Here is a 24,337-nt window from a genome sequence, read left to right on the forward strand (position 1 = left end):
TAGCACTTGGCCGACCCTCACACAGCATTCAAAGAAGGACCCAACATGTCTACCACCCCCAACGAAACCCAGGCCACCGGCGCCGCTCCCAAGCACCACAGCGTCATCGTCGTCGGCGGCGGCCAGGCTGGCTTGTCCATGAGCTACTACCTCAAGCAGGCCGGCATCGATCATCTCGTGATCGAGAAGCACACCGTCACCCACACCTGGCGCAGCCAGCGCTGGGATGCCTTCTGCCTGGTCACGCCGAACTGGCAGTGCGCCTTGCCCGGCTATCCCTACCAGGGCAACGACCCGCACGGCTTCATGAAGAAGGATGAGATCACCGCGTACCTCGACGGGTTTATCCGCATGGTGAACGCCCCGGTGCTGGAGCACACCGAGGTCCGGCGCGTGAAACCGCTAGAGCAGGGCGGCTATCTTGTCGCTACCACGCAGGGCGACTTCACGGCCGGGCAGGTGGTGGTGGCCTCCGGCGGCTATCACACGCCGATCGTGCCGCGCATGGCCGAGCGCCTGCCGGCCAGCATCCGGCAGATCCAGTCCTCCGAGTACCGTAGCGCGCAAGCCTTGCCCGAAGGCGGCGTGCTGGTGGTGGGCTCCGGCCAGTCCGGCGCGCAGATCGCGGAAGACCTGCACCTGGCGGGCCGCAAGGTGTTCCTGGCCGTTGGCCAGGCGCCGCGCTGCGCGCGCTTCTACCGTGGCCGGGATGTGGTGGACTGGCTGGCCGACATGCAGTACTACGACATGCCGGTGCAGGAGCATCCGCTGCGCGAAGGCGTGCGCGACAACACCAATCACTACGTGACCGGCCGCGATGGCGGGCGCGACATCGACCTGCGCAAGTTCGCCACCGAAGGCATGGAGCTGTTCGGCGCGCTGGAAGATTTCCATGACGGCAAGCTGCGCTTCACGCCGAACCTGAAAGCCAACCTCGACGATGCGGACGACACCTACAACCGCATCAACGCCAGCATCGACAAGTTCATCGACAAGCACGGCATTGCCGCGCCCGCCGCCAGCACCTATGTGCCGGTATGGACGCCGGGCGAGGAGCGCTGGGCACTCGACGTGGGGCAGGCTGGCATCGGCGCCATCGTCTGGTGCATCGGGTTCCGCCCGGATTTCAGCTGGCTGGAGGCGCCGGTGTTCAACGGGCGCGGCTATCCCGGCCACGTGCGCGGCGTGACGGCGCAGGACGGACTGTACTTCCTCGGCCTGCCGTGGCTGCACACCTGGGGCTCCGGGCGCTTTTCGGGCGTCGCGCGCGATGCCGGGTACCTGGCGGCCGTAGTCAGCGAGAAGCTTGGCGCGCAAGCCCTGGCAGCCTGACATGTTTCGCGCGAGCACAAGCTATGTCGCCGGCATGCCGAACCTGTCCTATACCGGCCTGTCGGAGAACTGGCTGCTCAAGGCTTGCGGCGACCTGCACTGGCAGGGGCTGGCGGCGCTGTCCGGGCAGGCGCTACCGGAGTTCCGCGACGCGCAGGGCAACAAGGCTTACGCCGCGTTCACCGCGATCCGGCTGCGGGAGGCCTCGCTGGAAGCGCTTGGCGAGAACGCCGGCTTCTCGGTGAACACGCAGTTGATGCGGGTGGCCGGCGCACGCCACTTCAGCACGCATGCGCTGAGGCTCGATGGCGATGGCGGTGGCGGTGGCTCAGGTGCAAGACGTGCCGAGGTATCGATGATGTCCACCTTCATCCGCCGTGAGCGCGAACGCGACAATCGTTCGGTGGTCAGGGCTGCTTTCAACATGCCGGCGGACGGGCCGCCACCCGCTGCGGCGGCCGAGATGGGCGCGCTCGCCAAGCGCTTCCGGGCGGGGGACTGGACCACCCATCTTGGCCTGGAGCAGGCACGGCACCTTGGCCGCCACATGGCCGAATACCTGCCTTGCCCCTATACCGACTTCAACGGCGCGGATCTGCTCTACTTCGCCAACTTCCAGGCCATCGTCGACCGCGCTGAATGGCAATGGCAGCGTTTCGACGAGCCGCCGGTGATTGCGGGGCGCGACCTGTTCTTCCACGGCAACGTCAATCTTGGCGAAGCGCTGGAACTGTCGTTCTCCGCCGTGGAGATCGGGCAGGGCGGACTGGCCCATTGGTGCGAGGTCCGGCGCGGCAGCGACGGCGAGAAGATCGCCGATGTGGTGACACGCAAGCGGTGGAGAGTGCGATGAGCGCAGCTGATGGAAGGGGACTGGCACTCAAGCCCGTCTATACCGCTGCCGACCTGGATGGGTTGCAGCACCTGGGCACGCTGCCCGGCGAGGCGCCGTTCGTGCGCGGGCCGCATCGCTCCATGTACGCGGGCAAGCCGTGGACCATCCGGCAGTACGCGGGCTTTGCCGATGCCACCGCCTCCAACCTGGCATTCCGGCAGGCGCTGGCGCAGGGCGCGCAGGGTTTGTCGGTGGCGTTTGACCTGCCGACCCATCGTGGCTACGACTCCGATCATCCGCTGGCGCAGGCGGACGTTGGCATGGCCGGCGTGGCGATCGATTCCGTCGAGGACATGAAGCGCTTGTTCGATGGCATCGCGCTGGACCGCGTCTCCGTCTCCATGACCATGAGTGGGGCCGTCCTGCCGGTGCTGGCCGCGTTCCTGGTGACGGCCGAGGAAGCCGGCGTCCCGCTCGAGCAACTCAGCGGGACGATCCAGAACGACATCCTCAAGGAGTACATGGTCCGCAACACCTGGATCTTCGCGCCCGGGCCGTCGATGCGGATCTGCGCGGATGTGGTGGCTTACCTGTCGCGGCATGTGCCGAGATTCAACGGCATGTCGATTTCCGGCTACCACTTCCAGGAAGCCGGGGCGGACCCGGTGCTGGAACTGGCGCTGACGCTGGCCAACGGGCAAGAATACGTCAGGCACATCGGCGAGCGCGGGCTGGATGTGGACGCATTCTGCGCGCGCCTGAGCTTCTTCTTCGGCGTGGGCAAGGATTTCTTCATCGAGATCGCCAAGCTGCGCGCCGCCCGGCTGCTGTGGTGCGAGATCGTTCGCGGGCTCGGGGGCACCACGGATCGCGCCACCACGCTGCGCACGCACTGCCAGACTTCGGGATGGTCGCTGACGGCAAAGCAGCCGGACAACAACATCGTGCGGACCACGGTGGAAGCCATGGCCGCGGTGTTCGGCGGCACGCAGTCGCTGCACACCAACGCCTACGATGAAGCCCTGGCCCTGCCCAGTGTCGATTCCGCCAGGCTGGCGCGCGATACCCAACTGATCCTGCAGCACGAGATGGGCCTGTGCGGCGTGGCCGACCCGTGGGCCGGCTCCTACATGATGGAGTCGCTGACCGCGCAGATGGCGCAAGAGGTGCGCGCGGTGATGGCCGAGATTGCCGCTGCTGGTGGCGTGCTGGCCGCAATCGAGTCGGGCTGGGTGCATGAGCGCATTCATCGCGCCGCCGTGGCCACGCAGGCGGACATCGACGAAGGCCGGCGCGTTATCGTCGGCGTCAACCGCTACCAGGCGGCGGCCGACGAGGCGCCATCCTGCCGGGAGATCGACGGGCGGCAGGTCCGGGCACAGCAGGGCGAGCGCCTGGCCAGCCTGCGGGCAAGTCGCGACCACACAGCCGTATCCCGTGCGCTGCGCGCGCTGACTGACGCGGCGCGCAGCGGCGAGGAAAACCTGCTGGCCCTGACCATGAACGCCATCCGCTGCCGCGCGACCATTGGCGAGTGCACGCAGGCGCTGGAGCCTGTGTGGCCGCGCCATGCGATGGCGCCGCGCTACGCCCGCCAAGCCTACGGCGTGGCCCTAGACGACAGCCCGGCCTGGGAAGCGGCCCGCGAGCAGGTCCATGCGCTGGCGGCGCGCCTTGGCAGGCCGCCGCGCATCTTCATCGCCAAGCTCGGGCAGGACGGCCATGACCGCGGCGCCAGGGCCGTGGCCGCGGCGCTCTCCGATGCCGGGTTCGCGGTCACGCTGGGGCCGCTGTTCCAGTCGCCGGAAGACGCTGCGGCGATGGCCGTGCACGGGCGGGTTGACGCGGTGGGTGCATCGTCCCTGGCGGGCGCCCACCTGGCGTTGCTGCCTCGACTCGTCGATGGCCTGCGCGCTCGCCGGCTGGAAGCGTTGGTCTTCGCGGGCGGCGTGATTCCCGCCAGCCACGCCCGGCGGCTGCGCGGCCAGGGGGTGAGCGCGATCTTCGGGCCGGGCGTCACCATGGCGGCCATCGTCATGGAGATCGCGGGCGCGTTGCTGGGGCATGCGGGCAAGGCAATCGTGAACTCAAGGCGGCACGGTCAACAAACGGTTGGACAGAAATAGTCATGGCAAACGCCGATGGTTTTATATAATGAAACATCTTTCATTGAATGAAATCATCATATGCAGAATCTTGCGGAGACGAAACTGGCGGAGCACGTGGCCGCCATGCAACATCGACCCCTGGCGCAGCCCACCCGGGACCGCCTCGCCCAGGCCTTGCTCGACTGGTTCACGGCCGGCTGGTCGGCGAGCCCAATGCCGCAGGCGGCGACCATGCGCACGCTGGCGCGGGATTGCATGCCCGGCGAGGGTCCCGCCGCGGTGTTTGGCGGGCGCGGCATGACGCCACTGGGCGCGGCGTTTGCCAACGCCGGCATTGCCCATCTGCGCGAAATCGACGATGCGCATCGCGCGGCCATGCTGCATCCGGGCGTGATCGCCATCTCGCCGGTGCTGGCGCTGGCCGTCGCGCAGGGCCTGAGCCAGCGTCGCGTGGCCGATGCCATCGTGGCCGGCTATGAGGTTTCATTGCGCGTGGGGGAGGCGCTCGGCACCCGGCACGCGGCCAACTTCCATGCGACGGCGACGGCCGGCGCCGTGGGGGCTGCGGCGGCGGCCGGTGTGGCGTTGGGGCTGACGCCCGTTCAGTTGCATCACGCCATGGGGATCGGCGCCACGCAGGCGGCCGGTCTCTGGCAACTGGTCGACGACGACGCGCACGAATCCAAGTCGCTCCATCCGGCCTTTGCGGTGCGCAACGGCATTTACGCGGCGTTCGCCGCGCGCGCCGGGTTGCCCGGCGCCCGAGCCTTCATGACGGGCAGGCGCGGCCTCTATGCGCTGATGGCCGGCGACGGGCCGCTGCAGGCGCTGGACGGCGAGCTGGACGCGCCGGAGCGCATCAACACGGCCACCATCAAGGCCTGGCCTTGCTGCGCGCAACTCTTCACGCCGCTGGACGCGACCCGCGCGCTGATGGACGCGCATGCCTTCACCCCCGAGGAGATCGTCTCGGTCGACGTGACGATCTTTCCCCACGCGCTCAAGATCGCCGGGGTGATATGGCCCGCCAAGCCCGCCGAAACCTGTTTCAGCCTGCGCTACGTTGTTGCCACGCTCTTGCTCAAAGGCAGCTTGGGCATCGAGGACATGGAAGCGCCCGAGCTGGACTCACCGGCGCTGCTCGCGCTTGCTGAGAAGATCAAGGTCGCGACCGACGACGAGTTCCAGCTTGCCTTCCCGCGCAAGCGGCCGGCCAGGGTCACCATCGCGCTACGCGACGGCCGGCGCGTCAGCGCGCTGCGCGAATTGCGGCGCGGCGATCCGGAAGACCCGTTCGACTGGGCCGCCCTGCAGGCCCGGATGCGCGCCTTCGCACCTGCCATGGACGACCCCACAGCCGCCGGCATTGCCGACTGGTGCGCAGGCTTCGCCGATGCGGATGGGGACCAGGCGGCTTGCACCGTGCCGCCGGCGTTGTTCGGCGCGGCCGCACCGGGCTAAGCTGCGCGCACTCGCCCCTGGCGCGTGCGGTATGGCGCGCAGAGCCGTTCAGTGGGTGGCGGAAGGTTTGGTATTGAAGCCCTGCTGCGCCAACTCGCGGCGCACCACGTCGACAGCCCTCAACTGGGCTTGCTCGTTGTGGCGCGAAGCGAGCCCGATGACTACCAGCGCGCCCAGGAAGGTGCCGTCGCTTTCGAACACCGGCAGCGCCACCGAGGCCATCTCGGCCACGCGCTCGGAACGCGTCATCGCGTAGCCCCTTTCATGGATGTCCTTCGCCTGCGGCGTGTCGTCGCCGGTGAAGGCCTTCAACACGTGCGCCGAGGAGCCGCCGTCGGCCAGCCGGATGCGCGTGCCGACCTCCACATGATGGCGCACCTCCTTCGATGTGTTCTCGCGGAACAGACAGACGCGCTCGTTGCCGCTGCGCACATAGAAGGCCACCGTTTCGCCGGTTTCCCGCATGGTGTTATGCAACACCGGCTGCATGCGCGTGCCGAGATCGAAGGTGCTGCGGTAGAGCATGCCCATATGCAGCAGGGCCGGTCCAGGCGCATAGCTGCCGCTGTCGAAGCGGTGAACCATGCGCGCACGCATCAGCACGCCGAGCAGGCGCAGCAGCGTGGCCTTGTCCAGCCCGGTGCATTCGGCAAGCTCGCGCAGCGACAGGCGCAAGCGCTCTTCGCTGAAGCATTCGAGGATCGCGATGCCGCGCTCCAGCACGCCAGCCGGCGGCTTGGGCCCGGTTGAAACGGCGTCGTCGTGTCCGCTATCGGCGTCGCCGCCTGGCTCGGCCGTGGCAGTGGCCGCGGCCTTGGCGCCCGCGGACGTCTTGGTGCGTGAGGTCTTCATCTTTTCGGCGTGTGTCGTCCACGAAATCCACGCTTGACACGGGTTTCGTGACTCTCTATAGTTTTATTCATTAAAACACATTTCATTCAATGAAACAACAAGGCGCGGTGAGGCAAGGCGCTGGCCCGAGCGGTTTGGCCATGCCGGAAGGCAATCGACCTTGCCCCCGCCGGAGACTATTGTCGCTGATCGCAAGCCGAGCCCCCCAAGGCAGGCGCAGCGGCACTTACCTGAGGCTTCAAGTCCATGCAATCCGGAAGTGATCCTTTTATCGCTGTGCTGTCCGGCATCGTCGGCGCTGCCAACGTCCTCACGCGGGAGGAAGACGTGGCGCGCTACGTCTCGGACTGGCGGCGCAACTATCCGGGTGCCGCGCGCGCCGTGGTGCGCCCGGCCAGCACCGGCGAGGTCGCTCATGTGGTGGCGGCGTGCGGCGCGCACGGCGTGCCGCTGGTGCCGCAGGGCGGCAATACCGGGCTGGTCGGCGGATCCACCCCCGATGCCTCGCGCACGGAAGTGGTCTTGAGCCTGGGCCGCATGACCGCAGTGCGCGGCGTCGATCCGCTCAACAACACCATGACGCTGGAAGCCGGCTGCACCGTGCTGGCGGCGCAGGAAGCCGCCGCCGCGCAGGGCCGGCTGTTCCCGCTGTCGCTGGCCTCTGAAGGCAGCGCCACCGTCGGCGGCGTCTTGTCGACCAATGCCGGCGGCGAGCAGGTGCTGCGCTATGGCAATACGCGCGAACTGACCCTTGGCGTTGAAGTGGTGCTGGCAGACGGCCAAGTGCTCGACAGCCTGGCGGGCCTGCGCAAGGACAATACCGGCTACGACCTCAAGCAGCTCTTCATCGGCAGCGAGGGCACGCTGGGCGTGGTGACGGCCGTCACCTTCAAGCTGTTCCCGCCGCCCCGTACTGTCATCACCACCTGGATGGCAGTGCGCGATCCGCAAGCCGCAGTGGAGATGCTAAGCCGCCTGACCGGCGCCGTGGGCGAGCGGGTCACCGCCTTCGAGCTGATCGGCCGCGAGGCGCTGTCCCAGGTGCTCGCGCACCCGCTGGCGGGCATGCGCGACCCGCTGCCGGACAACTATGCCTGGGCGGTGCTCTTCGATGTGTCCGAGACCTCGCCGCGGCTCGATCCGCGCCCGGCGGTGGAAGACATACTGGGCGAGGCCATGGAAGACGGCCTGGTTGCCGACGCCGTGATCGCCGCGTCCGAGCGCCAGGCCCACGAACTGTGGGCACTGCGCGACCACGTGCCCGAAGCCCAACGCCTGTGCGGGCCGTCGATCAAGCACGACATCTGCGTGGCAACCTCGCTGATTCCCGTCTTTATTGCCGAAGCCGGGGCCGCGCTGGAGCAGGCGATGCCCGGCATCCGCCTGGTGTGCTTCGGCCATGTGGGCGACGGCAACCTCCACTACAACCAGAGCAAGCCCGCCGGCATGGCCGACGATGCCTTCCGTGCGCGCGAGGACGATGTGCACGAGGTGGTCCACGCCGTGGTCGCGCGCTTGCGTGGCTCGATTTCTGCCGAGCACGGCATTGGTCGCCTCAAGCAAGCCGCGCTGCTGCAGTACAAGTCGCAGGTGGCGCTCGACCTGATGGCGCGCGTCAAGACCGCGCTGGATCCTCTGAACACCTTCAACCCCGGGCGCGTGTTGCCGCGCGAGCGCGTGTCCCCGGCCACGTCTTCCTCTCACCGCTAGGACTCCCCATGCCCGTTTCCGTATTCGATATGCAATCGCTCCAGCATCTGTGGGGCACCGACGAACTGCGCGCCATCTTCTCCGAGGACAACCGCGTGCAGAAGTGGCTGGACTTCGAGGCCGCGCTGGCCGCCGCGCAGGCGGAGCTTGGCATCATTCCGGAGGCAGCCGCCAGGGATATCGCCGCGCAGGCAAGGATCGAGAACATCGACCTGGCGCAGATGTCCGCCGAGATCCGCCGCATCAAGCATTCGCTGGTGCCCGCGCTCAAGCAGCTGCAGGCGCGCTGCTCGCGCGAGAATGGCGAGTGGGTACATTTCGGCGCTACCACGCAGGACGTGGTCGACACCGGCGTGGCGCTGCAGCTCAAGGAGTTCCATGCGGTGGTGATGCGCGACATGAAGGCGGTCGGCACCGAACTGTCGCGTCTGGCCGGCGCCCACCGCGATACGCCCATGGCGGGCCGCACGCATGGCGTGCAGGCGCTGCCGATCACCTTTGGCCACAAGTGCGCGATCTGGCTCGACGAACTCGGCCGCCATCACCAGCGCCTGAAGGAATGCGAAGCGCGCGTGCTGGTCGGCATGGTGGCTGGCGCGGTTGGCAGCCAGGCGTCGCTCGGCGAGCAGGCGGCGGAAGTCGAACGCCGCACGCTGGCCAAGCTCGGCCTCGGCACACCGGCGATCAGCTGGGCCCCGGCGCGCGACCGTTTCACCGAATACGCGCTGCTGCTGGCCATGATCGGCTCCACGCTGTCGAAGATCGGCAACGAGCTGTTCAATATGCAGCGCAACGAATTCTCCGAAGTGGAGGAGGCCTTCTCCGAGGGCAAGCTGGGTTCCTCCACCATGCCGCACAAGCGCAACCCCACCTCGGCCGAGAACCTGGCGGGCCTGTCGCGGCCACTGCGCTACAGCGCCGCCATGATGCTCGAAGGCATGGTGCAGGAAGGCGAGCGCGACGGCATCGCCTGGAAGATGGAATGGAAGGCGCTGCCGGAGTGCTGCATGATCGCCGGCGCCATGCTGTTCCAGGCCAGGAACCTGCTGGCCGGCCTGCGCGTGGATGCCGCCAGCATGGCCACCAACCTCGATCGCATGCGCGGCTACCTGCTATCCGAGCACGTCATGATCGAGCTTGGCGCCCGCGTGGGCAAGCAGACCGCGCACGAGTGGATCTACGAAGCGTCGATGCACGGCATCAGCCACAAGCTCGACTTTGCCGAGGCCATGCGCGGCCACAAGCACCTGGCCGAAGTGCTCGGCGAAGCCGAAATCGTGCGCCTGACCGACCCGGCCGGCTACCTGGGGCAGTGCGCGGCCTCGGTCGACCGCGTGATCGCACAGCAGCAAAACGGCTGGCTCGGCCACTGAGCCGGCACGGCACGCATCCCATAACAGATGGAGGCGACAGACACCATGGCAAGTTCTTTTCCTGGCGCGCTCGGGCTGCGCCGCGCGGCGCTGGCCCTGCTGCTCGGCGCCGCGGCCTTCGCGCAATCCGTGCAAACGGCGCAGGCTGCCTATCCCGACCAGCCCATCAAGCTGGTGGTCGGCTTTCCGCCGGGCGGTGGCGGCGATCTCTACGGCCGCCTGATCGCCAACGCCATGAGCAAGTCGCTGGGGCAGACCGTGGTAGTGGAGAACCGGGCCGGCGCGGGCGGCAATATCGCCGCCGACGTGGTCGCCAAGTCCAGGCCGGACGGCTACACCATCCTGCTGGCGATGAGCGGCAACCTGGCCGTATCTCCCGCGCTGAAGCCGTCCACGCTGCCTTACAAGGTGCCGGACGACTTCACGCCGATCGGGCTGATCCTCGAGGCGCCGCACGGCCTGTTCGTGGCCAGCAATTCGAAGTTTCCCGATGCCAGGACGGTACTGGCCACCGCGAGGAAGCGTACGCTCAGCTTTGCCTCCACTGGCACCGGCGCCGCCGCGCATATCGGCATGGAGATGGTCAAGCAGCGCGCCGGCGTCGACATGCTGCACGTGCCCTACAAGGGCTCCGGCCCCGCCATCACGGACCTGATCGGCGGCCAGGTCGACATGTTCTTCGCCACGGCGTCGCCGCTGATGGGACAGGTCAGGCAGGGCCAGTTGCGCGTGCTCGCGCTGACCGGCGCGCAGCGCAGCCCCGCGCTGCCCGAGGTGCCCACCTTCAAGGAGCTCGGCGTAGACGTGGTGGTGACGCAGTGGTACGGCCTGGCCGCGCCGGCGGGCACGCCGCAGGCCGTGGTGAAGACGCTGTCCGATCATCTTTCCCGCGCGCTGGAGCAGCCGGACGTGCAGCAGGCCATCCGCAAGGACGCGGCCATGGAGCGCAACCTGCCGCTGGACGCTTTTCGCCGCTACATCGTCGAAGACATCGCGCGCTACAAGAGCGCCGCCACGCCCGAACTGCTCACGCAGATCGCTCAATAACGCATTGCCGATCCCCCGCCTGTCTCGAAAATGGATGTCGATAAAGGATGCCACCATGCTGCAGAACTGGACTGAAACGCTCTCCAACAACCGCAAGGCCGCCGGCCAGCTGGCGGCGCACAACCCGCAGATGCTGACCGCCTTCCGCGCACTGAACGAAGCGCAGGGCGCCACCGGCACGCTGGACGCCAAGACCCGCGAACTGATCGCGCTGGCCGTCGCCGTCACCACCCGCTGCGACGGCTGCATAGCCGCTCACGCGGCGGCAGCGCGCAAGGCCGGCGTCACGGAGGCGGAACTGGCCGAGGCGCTGGGCACCGCCATCGCGCTGAACGCGGGCGCCGCCTACGTCTACTCCCTGCGCGCGATGGACGCGCTGGATACTTTCAAGGAATAAGCAGACCGCATGCCCATGACCTACCAGACCCTGATTTCCGCCGATGCCCTGGCGCGCGACCTCGACGGCGCGCAGCCAGGCTCCCTGCTGGTGCTCGACTGCAGCTTCGAGTTGACCGATGCGCAGGCCGGCCGGCGCGCCTACGACGCCGGTCATATTCCAGGGGCCCGCTACGTGCACCTGGAAGACACGTTGAGCGCGCCAAAGAACGGCCGCAACGGCCGCCATCCGCTTCCCACGCCAGAAACCTTCGTGCGCGCGCTGGCAACCCTCGGTGCCGGCGACCAGACCCAGGTGGTAGCCTACGACAACGCTGGCGGCATGTACGCTGCGCGCCTGTGGTGGATGCTGCGCTGGATCGGCCACAGCGCCGTGGCCGTCCTGGATGGTGGCCTGGCCGCGTGGAGCGCGGCGGGCCTGTCCCTCACCGGCGAAGCGCCGCCGCCAGTGGCCGGCACCCTGAGTCTGCGTGCGCCGCTGGCCGGCACGGTCTCCTACGAGACGCTGTGCGCCAACCTGGACAGCGGCGAACGGCTGGTGCTCGACGCGCGCGCGCCGGACCGCTTCCGCGGCGAGAACGAGACTATGGATTCCGTCGGCGGCCATATTCCCGGCGCACGCAACCGGCTGTTCCGCGACAACCTCGACGCCAGCGGCAACTTCAAGCCCGCCGCCAGGCTGCGCGAGGAATTCCTGGCGCTGGTGGACGGACGCCAGCCCGCCGAACTCGTCAGCCAGTGCGGCTCGGGCGTGACCGCTTGCCACAACCTGCTGGCGCTGGAGATCGCGGGCTTGCCCGGCGCCGTGCTTTACCCCGGCTCGTGGAGTGAATGGTGCGCCCAGCCCGGCGCGCGTATCGCCACAGGCGCGGCCGCTTGAGGCGATTGGCCCCCTCGCGCGGCAGGCATGGCGCTGCCGATAGCCGGGCCGGCCGCGCGCCGCCAAATCCCGCATCCGGACCCGCTTACCGACGATAGATCGCACCGGCCGGATGCTGCCAGACAAGACCGACATCGTGAGGAGACAACCCAAGATGCATCGCCCTGATTCCCTGTTTCGCCGCGTCAGCCGCCATGCCGCGAGCGTGGCAGCGTGCTGCGCCGTGGCCGCCGTGCTGGGCACCCTTGGCACCGGCAGCGCCCTGGCCGCGTATCCCGACCAGCCGATCCGCCTGGTGATCGGCTTTCCGCCCGGCGGCGGCGGCGACCTGTACGGCCGCACGCTGGCCAACGAACTGTCCCGCCAGATCGGCCAGACGGTAGTGGTGGACAACAAGCCCGGCGCCGGCGGCAATATCGCAGCCGAAAGCGTGGCGCGTGCCAAGCCCGACGGCTACACGCTGCTGCTGGCGATGAGCGGCAACCTGGGCAGCGCGCCGGCCATCCGCGCCAACCTGCCTTACCGTGCGCCAGAGGATTTCGTGCTGATCAGCCAACTGGTGGAAACGCCATTCGGCCTGCTGGTGAGCGCTAATTCCAGGTTCAAGACGATCCAGGACTATGTGGCGCAGGCGCGCAAGGGCAAGAACACCTATGCGTCCACCGGTACCGGCGGCGCGGCGCAGATCACCATGGAAATGGTCAAGCAGCAGGCCAACCTCGACATCCTGCATATCCCGTACAAAGGCTCGGGGCCAGCCGTGACCGATCTGATCGGTGGCCAGGTCGACAGCCTGTTCGCGCCCTATACCCCGCTGATGGGCCAGATCTCCGCCGGCAAGCTGCGCCTGCTGGCGATCAGCGCGGCCAAGCGCATTCCCGCGATGCCGGATGTGCCGACGCTCAAGGAGTCCGGCATCGACGTGACGATGACGCAGTGGTACGGCTTGGCCGCGCCTGCGGGCACGCCCAAGGAGGTGGTCGACACGCTGGCGCGGCATGTCAAGGCCGCGCTCCAGCAGCCGGACTTGCTGCGCGTCTACCGCGCCGACGGCGCGCAGGAGTCCACGCTCAGCGGCGACGCGTTCCGCAAGTTCGTCGTGGGCGACATCGCCAGGTATCGCCGCGCGGTCGAACGCGGCCACCTGACGGCGGAGTAGGGCGCCCATGGACCGGGTCGATTGCGCCGTCGTCGGCGCGGGGGTGGTGGGCCTGGCGGTGGCGCGCGCGCTGGCGATCGCAGGCCGCGAAGTGGTGATCGTGGAAAGCCAGGGCGCGATCGGCACCGAGACCAGCTCGCGCAATTCCGAAGTCATCCACGCCGGCCTGGGGTATCCGGCCGGCTCGCACAAGGCCCGGCTCTGCGTGCGCGGGCGCGCGCTGCTGTACCGCTATGCCGAAGCTCGCGGCATCGGTCATCGCCGCATCGGCAAGCTGATCGTCGCTGTGGACGAGGAGGAACTGCCGGGGCTGGAGAAGTACGAGAAGCTCGGCGCAGCAGCTGGTGTGACCGACCTGCAACGGCTGCGCGCGGATGAGATCAGGCAGCGCGAGCCCGCAGTGCGTGCCATTGCCGGGCTGTGGTCGCCCTCCACCGGGATCGTCGACAGCCATGCGCTGATGCTGTCGTACCTGAGCGATGCCGAGGCCCACGGTGCCCTGCTGGCGCTGCGCTCGCCGGTCGAGGGCGGCCTCGCCACGGGGGATGGCATCGTGCTGCGCGTGGGCGGCGACAGCCCCACCGAGTTGCTGTGCGGCACCGTGGTCAATGCCGCGGGACTCGGCGCGCAGCAACTCGCGCACCGGCTCGAAGGCATGCCGGGCGCCCTGGTGCCGCCGCTGCACTACGCGATCGGCCACTACTTCACGCTCAGTGGTGCCTCGCCTTTCCGCCATCTGGTCTATCCGGTCTCGCGCGACGCGTCGGCACGAGTGCATGCCACGCTGGATCTCGCCGGCGCCTGCCGCTTCGGCCCCGACCATGCGTGGATCGATAGCAAGGACTATCGCTTCGACGAACGTCGTGCGCAGGGCTTCTATCGCGGCATCCGACGCTATTGGCCGTCACTCCCCGATGGCGCGCTGGTGCCCGGCTATACCGGCATCCGCCCGCGCATCGCCGGCCCCGATGCGCCGCTGACCACCGCGGCCGCAGACTTCGTCTTCCAGGGCGAGGCCGTCCACGGCGTACGCGGCCTCGTCAACCTGTTCGGCATCGAGTCGCCGGGGCTGACCTCGTCGCTCGCGATCGGCGAGTATGTGGCTTCGCTGGTTGCCTGAGCAAGCCGTACGCTGAATCCTGTCATCCCGCCACCGCATGAGCCCAAAATCTATGTCCGCGTCTCTTTCCGCTTCCAGCACCGCGTCTGGTTCCGATCCTCGCCCCGCCATGCGCCCGCACAGCGCGCATTGGGGCGTCTTCTCCGCAGGCTGGCAGGATGGCGCCCTGGTGGTACGGCCGCATCCGGACGACCCCGATCCCAATCCGCTGATCGGCAACTTCACCAATGCGTTGCGCCATCCCGCGCGGGTGACCACGCCGATGGTAAGGCGTGGCTGGCTGGAGCGCGGTCCCGGGCCCGATCCCCTGCGTGGCCTGGACACCTTCGTGCCGATGCCGTGGGACGAAGTGCTGGACCGGCTCGCTGCCGAACTGCAGCGCGTCAAGCAGCGGCATGGGGCCCAGGCGGTGTTCGGCGGCTCCTACGGCTGGTCCAGCGCCGGCCGCTTTCATCATGCGCAGAGCCAGGTGCACCGCTTCCTCAATACCTCGCTGGGCGGCTACGTGCGCTCGGTGAACAGCTACAGCGCGGGCGCCTCCGCGGTGATCCTGCCGCATATCCTCGGCAGCATGGACGACGTGGCCCGGCGCAACGTGACCTGGGAACAGATCGTCGAGCATACCGACGTGGTGCTGGCCTTCGGCGGCATGGCGCTGAAGAATTCGCGCGTGGCGAGCGGCGGCATCAGCCGGCATATAGAGCGGGACTCGATGCGCGAGGCCGCGGCGCGCGGCTGCCGCTTCGTCTCGGTCAGCCCGCTGCGCACCGACTTTCCGCCCGAAGCCAAGGCCGATTGGCTCGCGGCCAGGCCCGGCACCGATACGGCCCTGATGCTGGGCCTGCTGCACGAACTAGTGAGCAGCGGCCTGCACGACCGCGACTTTCTCGCCCGCTATTGCGAAGGCTGGCCGGAATTCGAGGACTACCTGATGGGCCGCGCCGACGGCACGCCGAAAACCGCGGCCTGGGCCGCCAGCATTTGCGGCCTGCCCGAGCGCGCCATCGCCGAACTGGCGGCGGCTTTGCCCGGCAAGCGCGTGCTGGTGGTGGTGGCCCACTCGCTGCAGCGCGCCGAGCACGGCGAGCAACCGGTATGGATGGCCGCCGTACTGGCCGCGGCACTCGGCCAGCTTGGCCTGCCGGGCGGTGGCTACAACTACGCGCTGGGTACGCTGGCGCACTACGGCAAGCGGACCAATGCCGTGCCGGTGGCCGCGCTGCCCCAGGGCACCAACGGCGTGAAGGATTTCATCCCGGTCGCTCGCATTGCCGACATGCTGCTGCATCCCGGCGAAGCGTTCGACTACAACGGCCAGCGCCGCACCTACCCGCATATCCGGCTGGCCTACTGGGCCGGCGGCAATCCCTTCCACCATCATCAGGACTTGAACCGCCTGCGCGAGGCGTTCCGCGGGATCGACACCTTCATCGTCCATGAGATTGCCTGGACCGCCACCGCGCGGCATGCCGACATCGTGCTGCCCTGTACACTGACCTTGGAGCGCGAAGATATCGGCGCGGCGCCGACCGATCCGCTGATGGTTGCCATGCACCGCATCGCCGAGCCGCACGGCCTCGCGCGCGACGACTACGATATCTTCGCCGACCTCGCCGGGCGCCTGGGCACGCGCGAAGCCTTCACCGAAGGCCGCACCAGCGCCCAATGGCTGCGCCACCTCTATGAGCTGACCCGTGTCGCATTGGCCGACAAGGGGCTCGAAGCACCGGATTTCGATACGTTCTGGGAGCGCGGCGAGTTGCTGCTGCCGCAGCAGGCTGACGACGGCGGCATTCTGCGCGCTTTCCGCGACGACCCGTTGGCTCATCCGTTGCCCACGCCAAGTGGTAAGGTCCAGGTCACCTCTCGCACGATTGCCGGCTTTGGCTACGCCGACTGTCCCGGTCATCCAGCATGGCTGCCCGCCACCGACGGCCCCACGGCGGCGCATCCACTCACTCTGATTGCCAATCAGCCGGCCACCAGGCTGCACAGCCAGCTCGACTTCGGCGCGCACAGCGCCAGCCAGAAGCGTGGGGCGCGCGAAGTGTGCTGTCTCAACCCGCAAGATGCCGCCGCGCGCGGCATCGCGGACGGTGATCTGGTGCGGCTCCATAACGCACGCGGCGCCTGCCTGGCCAGCGCGGCGCTGTCCGATGCCGTGATGGCCGGTGTCATCCAGTTGCCGACTGGTGCCTGGTACGACCCGGCCATCGATGCGCAAGGCCGCTCAATGTGCGCGCACGGCAACCCCAACGTACTGACGCGCGACAAGGGCACCTCGTCGCTGGCGCAAGGCTGTTCCGGCCAGCTTACTGCCGTGCAGGTGGAACGTTTCGACGAAACGCCGCCACCGATGCGCGCTTTCGAGCCGCCGGAGGGCGGGGTGGCAACGTTGAGCCGCGGAACATGAGAAGTGTGGCGCTTGCGGGCATCGCTACCACCGTCGAACGTCGCGCCGATCGAAACGGAACGTCATTGCCATAGCCCAAACCATGTGCTATGCGACGTCAACACCTCAAATTAACCCCTACCGCGAACCCCCTTCATTTCGTCGGGATTGATTGCCCATGGCCGGCGCCTGGGCTATCGTTCGTCTTGGCTCGAAGCGGCGGCGGGAACGCACGTGGCTGGGCTGTCCCCACAAAAGGAAAACGCAGAGACCGTTTCGTCCTCCCGTACTACAGCGCACTACAGCGCACAACTGCAAAGATCGGCGCAGGTCACGCCCTGGCTGCCGCCCGAGCGGGTGGTCCATGGACAAGATAGCGCCGGCGTTTATTCCGGCTCGGTGATGGGTGCCTCCAGATCGCCCCGCACCGGGCAATCCTTGACGTAGTTTGTTTGGAGAGTGTCTTCCATGCCCGCATTCCGTTCCGAAACCGATTCGATGGGCGCCATCGATGTGCCCGCAGATCGCTACTGGGGGGCGCAGACGCAGCGTTCCACCATCAATTTCCCGATCGGGGTCAGCCGCTTCCGCTGGCAGCGGCCGGTGATTCGCGCGCTGGGCATCCTCAAGCGCGCGGCGGCCGAGGCCAATGCGGAGCTTGGCGAATTGCCTCCCGACATCGGCCGGCTGATCGTGCAGGCGGCCGACGAGGTCATTTCCGGCAAGCTGGACGACCACTTCCCGCTGGTGGTGTTCCAGACCGGGTCCGGCACGCAATCGAACATGAACGCCAACGAGGTGATCTCCAACCGGGCCATCGAGATTGCCGGCGGGGAGCTCGGCAGCAAGAAGCCGGTGCATTCGAACGATCACGTGAACCGCGGCCAAAGCTCCAACGACACGTTCCCCACCGCCATGCACATCGCCGTGGTCGAGCAGATCCATACCAAGCTGCTGCCGGCGGTGGGCGCCTTGCGTGACACGCTGGCCGCCAAGGCACAGGCGTACCAGGGCATCGTCAAAACGGGCCGCACCCACCTGCAGGACGCCACGCCCATCACCCTTGGCCAGGAAATCAGCGCCTGGGTGGCGCAGATCGATTTCGGCCTGAATGCCGTCAAGACGGCTGAGCCGGGCTTGCTGGAACTGGCCATCGGCGGCACGGCGGTCGGCACCGGGCTGAATGCGCATCCGCAGTTCGGCGCACGCGCGGCGGCCTATATTGCCGCGCTGACCGGCCATCCGTTTGTCGATGCGCCGAACAAATTCTTCGCGCTCTCCGCGCACGATGCGCTGGTGCAAACCTCCGCCGCGCTGCGCACGCTCTCCGGCGGCCTGATGAAGATGGCCAACGACGTGCGCTGGCTGGCCTCCGGCCCGCGCTGCGGCATTGGCGAGCTCAACATCCCGGAGAACGAGCCGGGCTCGTCGATCATGCCGGGCAAGGTCAACCCGACCCAGTGCGAGGCCATGACCATGGTGTGCGCGCAGGTGTTCGGCAACGATGCCACGGTGGCCTTTGCCGGCAGCCAGGGCAATTTCCAGCTCAACGTGTACAAGCCGGTGATGGTCCACAACGTGCTGGAAAGCATCGAGCTGATCGCGGACGCCTGCCTGGCCTTCAACGACCACTGCGCGCTTGGCATCGAGCCGAACCTGCCGAAGATCTCGGAGAACCTCGACAAGAACCTGATGCTGGTGACCGCGCTGAACCGCCATATCGGCTACGACAAGGCGGCGGCGATTGCCAAGAAGGCGCACAAGGAAGGGCTGACGCTGAAGGCCGCTGCGCTGGCGCTGGGTTATCTCACCGAGGACGAGTACGCGCGCTGGATCGTGCCCATCGAGATGACGCATCCGAACAAGGATTGAGCCGCAACACCTGACGTCTAGCTCCCGGCGCGCGCGGTGCCGCGCCGGAGCTGGAACGCCACCGGCAGCAGGGAAACGGCAATGATGGCCACGGTCAGCCAGCTCATATGCCCGCGCACCCACTCGATCCCGCCCAGCCAGAACCCGGCCAGCAGCAGGCCGGAGCACCACAGGGCCGCGCCCAGCAGGTTGTAGAGCGTAAAGCGCCGCGGGCACATGCCGCCCAGGCCTGCCAGGAAGGGCGCCACGCTTCGCACGATGGGCACAAAGCGCGCCACCGTGATCGTGGAGCCGCCATATCGGTCGAAATACGCCCGTGTCTTTTCGAGGTGGCGCGGCTTGATCCATGCTTTGCGGATGAGGAACTGGCCCACCGCCGAACGCCCGATCATGTAGTTGACGCCGTCGCCCAGCACCGCCGCAAGCCCGATCAGGGCAATGGCCGGCAGCGGCGGGATGCCGTTGATGCCAAGGAATGCGCCCGTCGCGAACAACAGGGAGTCCCCGGGCAGGAAGGGCAGCACGACCATGCCCGTTTCCAGGAATACGATGGCGGCGACGATCAGCAAGCCATAGACCCAGTTATTCGCCATCGTCGACATGATCTGCTGGTCGTTGGTGATCCAGCTCAGTAGTCCCGTTGACAACATAGATCCTCCTCAATCCCGCGTGCGTGCCACCGGCGGCACCTTACTGCTTGCCACTCACCTGGTCGATCGTCCTGATCAGGTCCGCCAGTGATTTCTTGCAATCGGCCGCATTCGGCGTGCCGGCCCTGAGCCCCTCCAGCGCGCGATCGATCGCCTTGTCGACCACGTGCCAGTCGGCTGCCGCACGCGGCTTCAGGCCCGCTTCGGCGGAGTCCCAGGAAACCTCCAGGTCCTTGATGCGCTTCTTCGCGCCGGCGAGGTCGCCCTTGTCGACGATCGATGCCGTATCCGCCGCGATCGCGCGGAACGCGCTCAAGTCGCCCAGCTTTGAGGGGGTTGCGGCTTCGGCCGCAGGGATCAGGCTCGTGGAAGAGAAGACGGCATAGCCCGGCAAGCATGCCGCGAGTGCCAGCAATCCGATGGAGAAAGGACGGGTGATAAGGGTTCTGCGCATGGTGGTCTCCTGCTGTATGGAAGGGGTGGATGCGGTGAAGAGGGCAACGGCGGCGCCATTGGTGCCATTCATGGCGCCGTTGCCGTTCCCAAAACCTGGTTTGCGTTGCGCTGGGCAACCGCGACCAGTGCGACGATGACAGCCAGGAAGATGCCGCTGGTCAGCGCCGCGCCAAAGCCAAGGCCGCCATAGGTCTGCGCCTGGGACAACAGGTCGCCAAGGGATGCGCCCAGCGGGCGCGTCAGGATATAGGCGATCCAGAAGGTCAAAACGGCGTTGACGCCGAAGTAGAACGCGGCCACGGCGAGGGCAATGAGGGCGCCGAACACAAGGGCGCCCAGCTGGAATCCCAGGCCCAGGGCTTCGGTGGCCAGGTCGCCCGCGGCGGTGCCGAGGGCAAAGGTGCAAAGAATCGCGGCCCAGTATAAGAGCTCGCGGCGGCGTGAGCAGATCGTGCGAATGGAGAGCGTGCCTTCGCTCCGGTACCAGAACGCGAAAATCCCCGCCAGCATGACGGCGAAGACGGCCGTGCTCAGATACAGGCTCACGCCCAGGCCATCGGTGAGCGCATCGGTGATCTGCGTGCCGACGATGCTGACCAGCACCACGGTCAGCCAGTACATCCAGGGAACATAGCGATGCACCCGGACCTGCGCGAACAGTGCGATGGCCAGCAAGGCGCCCATGGCGCAGCCGGTGACGGCCTGGCCCAGCCCCGCGTTGACCGCGAGAAAATCGGCGCCGGTTTCGCCGACCGTGGTCGACAGGATCTTGATGATCCAGAAGCCCACGGTGACTTCGGGCACTTTGTTGAGCCAGGCTGGCATCGTCTGGTGGGACAGCGTGTTCATGGCGTGCTCCAGGTGTGCTATGCGCTGGGGGGGGGGCGGGCGGTTTGGCCCTGTTGGTTGTTGGGGGGCGGGCGTGGGATAGGTCGCTCTACGCAGTCCGTGGCGCAAGGTTATTTCACCGTGGCTTAAGGCTGCATTAAGACCGCATGGAAAGCAGGCGCTGAACCGCCATATCGGCTACGACAAGGCGGCGTTTGCCAAGAATGCGCACAAGGGAGGGCTGGCGCTGGGTTACCTCACCGAGGACGAACAGGAATAAGCGCGCTGGATCGCGCCCCTCGAGATGAGGCATCCGGACAAGGATTGAGCGCGGCGGGGCGCGCTCATTGGCTCATTGCCCCGTGAAGACCGTCAGCACCCCGGTGTAGCCGTATAGGCGGTCTCGTGCGATCTCGCCGCCAGCGAAGAATCCCGCCAGCGGCAGGTCGCCCAGCGCATTGCGCACCATCTGCAACTCCGCATGCGGCGCCCCGAAATGGGGCCCACCCCGTCCGGAACAACTGATGTACAGCGCGCCCAGCGCCCGGCCGCTGTGGCCGCTCTCAAGCTCAGACCGGATCTCTGTGGCAACGCGCATCAGGTCCGCCCGCGCGGCGGCGGGGTTGCGCGTGCAGAAGGCCAGCCGCATGCCGTCCTCCACAACATCCGCCAGTGCCAGTACGCCATGCTGCGCGTCTACGCCAAGCACATGGCGCACCAGCGTATCAGTGCCGAACCTGCCAGGCACGCTGAGCGCATCGTCGTCACCCTTGCTCAGGCCCACCAGGGTGGCGGACAGCACGCTTGCCAAGGTATCTTCCGGCACATCGCGCCCGAGCCCCAGGTCTTGTAGGACGCAGTCGAGGGCTGGCTCGCCATCAAGCTCGAACAGCAGGTTATGCGCCGCACGGGTAACGGTGCGCGCCGGCCCGATCGGCTTGCAGCCCTGCGTCACCCGCGAGATCAGGCCGATTTCAGGGCCGAACAGCACCCCCGACAGCCCGCCGGAGAAAACGCCATCGGCCATGTGCAAGGTGCGGTTGCGCGCCGAAGACAGGCCGCCGAAGAGATAGCCGGTGGCCGTGCGCGTGCTCAGCTCGTGCAGCAGGTCCTGGACATCCGGCGTGCTGCCCTCGGCATGGACCAGCGCGGTATGGGGCGCGAAGTGGGAGGGGGAGGATGCCGAAGGCAGTGGCTGCTGCCCCGAGAACAGCCGGAATGTGCTGGGCGGCAATGCCGCCGCCATCAGCACCATGGCCGGCTCGTCGAAGTATTCGACGCCGCTGGCGCAGACGCCCACGCCAGCCGCACCCACCCAGGCCACGCCCGGCCAGGTTTCCTGCAGCGCGGCGAGGATGGCCTCTGCGGCCGGCGCGTAATAGTCGCTCAGGTAGCACCAGCCGAGCGTAAGCGGGGCCCCGCCCGGCTCTGCCTGACGCGCCGCAAGCTGCGCGTCAAATTGCTGCCGGCACTCGGCCAGGGCCGCCTGCCAGTCGCCATGGGCTGCGTGAGCGTGCACAAAAGTAGTAGTGTCAGACATGGTCGCTCCGCCTTCCGGGCAATGAAGTTGTTGGACCGCCGCCGGCAAGGTGTGTTCAGGCCAGCAGGGGGCAGGATTGGCATTGGTCCCTTACCATGCAAGCATCCGGCTTCCCGTTGGGAAGCTCGCCTAGTAAAAACCCTTAGAAAATCGAGCTTGCAAGGGCCGGAAGTCGAGGCCTAGAATATTTCATATTGCGAATATAAATTCGCTATCCGAATAAATTGAAGGGCGCCTCAGGGCGCGAGGCAGGATGAAGAGGTGCTTTTGGTTGGCACCTTTTCTCAGCCCTAGATTGCGAATAAAAATTCGCAATCCGAATTTTAAGCGGCAAGCGGCAATGCCGATGCTTACCCACCCAACTTGAGCGAGGGCTTTCCTCTGTCAGTTCATCGAATTAAAATTCGGAATCCGAACTCGATTCCGGGTTTGCATCAAGAACTGACAGTGGAGATAGACATGGCTACCGAGAACTCCGTCCCGACCGCATCGAAGGCGAGCAGCGCGGGCGACGCATCCAAGAACACGGTGCAGTCGCTGGCGAAGGGCTTCCGCATCCTCGAAGCGTTCACGGCGCAGGAGCCCGAGCTCACCATGGCGGAAGTCGCGCGCCGCTCGGGGCTGGACAATGCCACGGCCTTTCGCTTCCTCAACACGCTGGTGGATATCGGCTACGTGCGGCGCGTGCCGGACACGCGGCTGTTCCGGCTGTCGCTGAAGGTGCTGGATCTCGGCTTCGACGCCATCGCCCATGCTGACCTGCGCACGCGGGCCAGGCCCATCCTGCGGGCGCTGGTGGGGGAGATCAATGAAGCCGCATCCATCGGCGTGCTGGATGGCCCGGACGTACTGTACGCGGAACGGATCCAGGCCGGGCTGACGCGGCTTGGCGTGGATATCCGCATTGGCAGCCGCGTGCCGGCTTACTCCACCGCCGTTGGCTACGCCATCCTGGCGTGGCTGCCGCAGGACATGCAGTCCCGCGTGCTGGACGCCCAGCCCCGGCAGAAGCTGACCGACCACACGCTCACCGAGCTTGACACCATCCTCGAGCGGCTCAAGACCGTGCGGGCCAAGGGCTACGCGTTGTCGAACCAGGAAACGGTGTCCGGCCTTTATGTGGTTGCCGCGCCGGTGCTGGATGTGGACGGCGTGCCGGTTGCCGGCCTGAGCGTGGCGGCGCCGGCCATGAATACCTCGCTTGAAGATTTCGAATCGACCACGGCCCCGGCGGTAGTGCATGCCGCTACCGAACTGTCCCGTGCGTTGCAACCCTCCGGCGGGTTCATTCCGCCCACCTTGCTGCCAACCCGAACGCGCAAATAGCGCAAGCCTCACCAGGAGACGAACGTGTCTGATATCAATTTCCACGGCATCATTCCGGCCATCGCGGTCCCGTTCAACGCGGACTACAGCATCAACGAGCCGGAGCTGCGCCGCTTTGCCAGGTGGCTGGGCGCTCAGGAAGGCGTGACCGCGCTGATGACCAATGGCCATACCGGTGAAGTCTTCTCGCTGACGCCGCGCGAGCGCGCCGAGGTGACCCGCATCACCGCCGACGCCACCCAGGGCATCTGCCCGGTGATCTCGTCGGTGGTCTGCGAAGGCATCAACGACGCCGTGGAACAAGCTGGCTGGGCCAAGGAAGCTGGCGCCGCCGGGCTCGATATCATGCCGCCGCATCACTGGCTGCGCTTTGGCTTCAAGCCGGAGCATTGCCTCGACTACTTCAACGCCATCGGCAAGGCCAGCGGGCTGCCCCTGGTGGTGCATATCTACCCGGCCTGGACCCGTGGCTCCTACTCGTCGGAGCTGCTCGCGGAACTGGCAAAGCTCCCGTATGTAAAGGCCTTCAAGATGGGCGAGCGCGAAATGAACAAGTACGCGCGCGACATCAAGGAGATCCGCGCCGCGGATCCCACCAAGGTGCTGATGACCTGCCACGACGAATACCTGCTGTCGTCGATGGTGCAAGGCATCGACGGCGCACTGGTCGGCTTTGCCTCGCTGATTCCCGGCCTGATCAATGACCTGCTCAAGGCGGTCAAGGCCGGCGACCTGCATGAAGCCATGCGCGTGCAGGCCCTGATCAATCCGCTCAAGGACGCGGTGTACGGCGCCGGTGAGCCCACGGGCGAAGCCCACGGCCGCATGAAGGCCGCCATGGCGCTGGCCGGCATCCTGCGCGATGGCACGGTGCGTCCGCCGACCCACGCGCCGTCGGCCTCGGAACTGGCCGCCATCAAGGCCGCGCTGGAACACGCCGGCGTGACGCAGAAAGCGGCCGCCTGAGCCTGAGCCACGTCTGACCTGAGCCTGTACCGGT

At 67.2% G+C, this 24,337-nt stretch carries 20 protein-coding genes; 15 read left to right on the forward strand and 5 right to left on the reverse strand.

Annotated elements, in window-relative coordinates; genetic code table 11:
- The first annotated feature begins 45 nt into the window (after nt 1-45).
- From ACYP5B_RS38860 to ACYP5B_RS38875, 4 genes are read left to right on the forward strand one after another with little or no spacing between them, the layout of a single operon-like run.
- Complete coding sequence (locus tag ACYP5B_RS38860; protein ID WP_459573139.1) at nt 46-1,332, forward strand: MSMEG_0569 family flavin-dependent oxidoreductase; 1,287 nt, start codon at nt 46-48, stop codon at nt 1,330-1,332.
- A gap of 1 nt (nt 1,333) precedes the next feature.
- Nucleotides 1,334-2,185, forward strand: coding sequence for a Pnap_2097 family protein (locus ACYP5B_RS38865; RefSeq protein ID WP_459573140.1), 852 nt, complete (start codon nt 1,334-1,336; stop codon nt 2,183-2,185).
- Nucleotides 2,182-4,293, forward strand: coding sequence for a methylmalonyl-CoA mutase (scpA, locus tag ACYP5B_RS38870; protein ID WP_459573141.1), 2,112 nt, complete (start codon nt 2,182-2,184; stop codon nt 4,291-4,293). The genes ACYP5B_RS38865 and scpA overlap by 4 nt, the downstream gene beginning before the upstream one ends.
- Nucleotides 4,294-4,353: 60 nt before the next feature.
- Entirely contained in the window at nt 4,354-5,736 is a 1,383-nt protein-coding gene (locus ACYP5B_RS38875; protein ID WP_459573142.1) for an MmgE/PrpD family protein, read from the forward strand.
- Between the two features lie 48 nt (nt 5,737-5,784).
- On the opposite strand, the gene ACYP5B_RS38880 is transcribed toward ACYP5B_RS38875, so the two are convergent.
- Entirely contained in the window at nt 5,785-6,588 is an 804-nt protein-coding gene (locus tag ACYP5B_RS38880; protein ID WP_400096344.1) for an IclR family transcriptional regulator, read from the reverse strand.
- 246 nt (nt 6,589-6,834) lie between these two features.
- On the opposite strand from ACYP5B_RS38880, the gene ACYP5B_RS38885 reads away from it, so the two are divergent.
- The 9 genes from ACYP5B_RS38885 (at nt 6,835) to fumC (ending at nt 18,537) form a co-directional block, all read left to right on the forward strand.
- Nucleotides 6,835-8,298: an FAD-binding oxidoreductase gene (locus tag ACYP5B_RS38885; RefSeq protein ID WP_459573143.1), complete on the forward strand. Its 1,464-nt coding sequence runs from the start codon at nt 6,835-6,837 to the stop codon at nt 8,296-8,298.
- Between the two features lie 8 nt (nt 8,299-8,306).
- On the forward strand, nt 8,307-9,671 hold the full coding sequence (gene purB, locus ACYP5B_RS38890; protein ID WP_400096346.1) for an adenylosuccinate lyase: 1,365 nt from the start codon (nt 8,307-8,309) through the stop codon (nt 9,669-9,671).
- 45 nt (nt 9,672-9,716) lie between these two features.
- Nucleotides 9,717-10,718 carry a Bug family tripartite tricarboxylate transporter substrate binding protein gene (locus tag ACYP5B_RS38895; RefSeq protein WP_459573144.1) on the forward strand — a complete coding sequence of 334 codons (1,002 nt, stop codon included), beginning with the start codon at nt 9,717-9,719 and terminating at the stop codon, nt 10,716-10,718.
- A 55-nt stretch (nt 10,719-10,773) separates the two neighbouring features.
- Nucleotides 10,774-11,115, forward strand: coding sequence for a carboxymuconolactone decarboxylase family protein (locus ACYP5B_RS38900; RefSeq protein WP_035815155.1), 342 nt, complete (start codon nt 10,774-10,776; stop codon nt 11,113-11,115).
- A gap of 9 nt (nt 11,116-11,124) precedes the next feature.
- The gene (locus tag ACYP5B_RS38905; protein ID WP_459573145.1) at nt 11,125-11,994 is read left to right on the forward strand and encodes a sulfurtransferase; all 870 of its coding nucleotides are present in this window, start codon (nt 11,125-11,127) and stop codon (nt 11,992-11,994) included.
- 154 nt (nt 11,995-12,148) lie between these two features.
- Nucleotides 12,149-13,153, forward strand: a complete 1,005-nt coding sequence (locus tag ACYP5B_RS38910) for a Bug family tripartite tricarboxylate transporter substrate binding protein (RefSeq protein WP_459573146.1) — start codon at nt 12,149-12,151, stop codon at nt 13,151-13,153.
- 7 nt (nt 13,154-13,160) lie between these two features.
- Entirely contained in the window at nt 13,161-14,273 is a 1,113-nt protein-coding gene (locus ACYP5B_RS38915) for an NAD(P)/FAD-dependent oxidoreductase (RefSeq protein WP_459573147.1), read from the forward strand.
- A 52-nt stretch (nt 14,274-14,325) separates the two neighbouring features.
- On the forward strand, nt 14,326-16,686 hold the full coding sequence (locus ACYP5B_RS38920) for a molybdopterin guanine dinucleotide-containing S/N-oxide reductase (protein WP_459573148.1): 2,361 nt from the start codon (nt 14,326-14,328) through the stop codon (nt 16,684-16,686).
- 447 nt (nt 16,687-17,133) lie between these two features.
- Nucleotides 17,134-18,537, forward strand: a complete 1,404-nt coding sequence (fumC, locus tag ACYP5B_RS38925) for a class II fumarate hydratase (RefSeq protein ID WP_459573149.1) — start codon at nt 17,134-17,136, stop codon at nt 18,535-18,537.
- 17 nt (nt 18,538-18,554) lie between these two features.
- Here the strand turns inward: fumC and ACYP5B_RS38930 are convergent, their stop codons facing one another.
- From ACYP5B_RS38930 to ACYP5B_RS38945, 4 genes are all read right to left on the reverse strand, one after another.
- Nucleotides 18,555-19,187 (reverse strand): VTT domain-containing protein, encoded by a 633-nt coding sequence (locus ACYP5B_RS38930; RefSeq protein ID WP_459573150.1) that lies wholly within the window; start codon nt 19,185-19,187, stop codon nt 18,555-18,557.
- Between the two features lie 40 nt (nt 19,188-19,227).
- A complete protein-coding gene (locus ACYP5B_RS38935; RefSeq protein ID WP_459573274.1) occupies nt 19,228-19,641 on the reverse strand; it encodes a hypothetical protein in 414 nt (137 codons plus the stop codon).
- Nucleotides 19,642-19,709: 68 nt separating this feature from the next.
- Nucleotides 19,710-20,492 (reverse strand): COG4705 family protein, encoded by a 783-nt coding sequence (locus tag ACYP5B_RS38940; protein ID WP_459573151.1) that lies wholly within the window; start codon nt 20,490-20,492, stop codon nt 19,710-19,712.
- Between the two features lie 331 nt (nt 20,493-20,823).
- Entirely contained in the window at nt 20,824-22,011 is a 1,188-nt protein-coding gene (locus tag ACYP5B_RS38945) for an FIST signal transduction protein (RefSeq protein WP_459573152.1), read from the reverse strand.
- 459 nt (nt 22,012-22,470) lie between these two features.
- Here ACYP5B_RS38945 and ACYP5B_RS38950 point away from each other — a divergent pair, with 459 nt between their 5' ends.
- Together ACYP5B_RS38950 and ACYP5B_RS38955 are read left to right on the forward strand one after the other, a co-directional pair.
- Entirely contained in the window at nt 22,471-23,337 is an 867-nt protein-coding gene (locus tag ACYP5B_RS38950) for an IclR family transcriptional regulator (RefSeq protein WP_459573153.1), read from the forward strand.
- A 24-nt stretch (nt 23,338-23,361) separates the two neighbouring features.
- Entirely contained in the window at nt 23,362-24,303 is a 942-nt protein-coding gene (locus ACYP5B_RS38955; RefSeq protein ID WP_318235072.1) for a dihydrodipicolinate synthase family protein, read from the forward strand.
- Nucleotides 24,304-24,337: the final 34 nt, after the last annotated feature.

Source organism: Cupriavidus sp. 8B, from assembly GCF_054589115.1.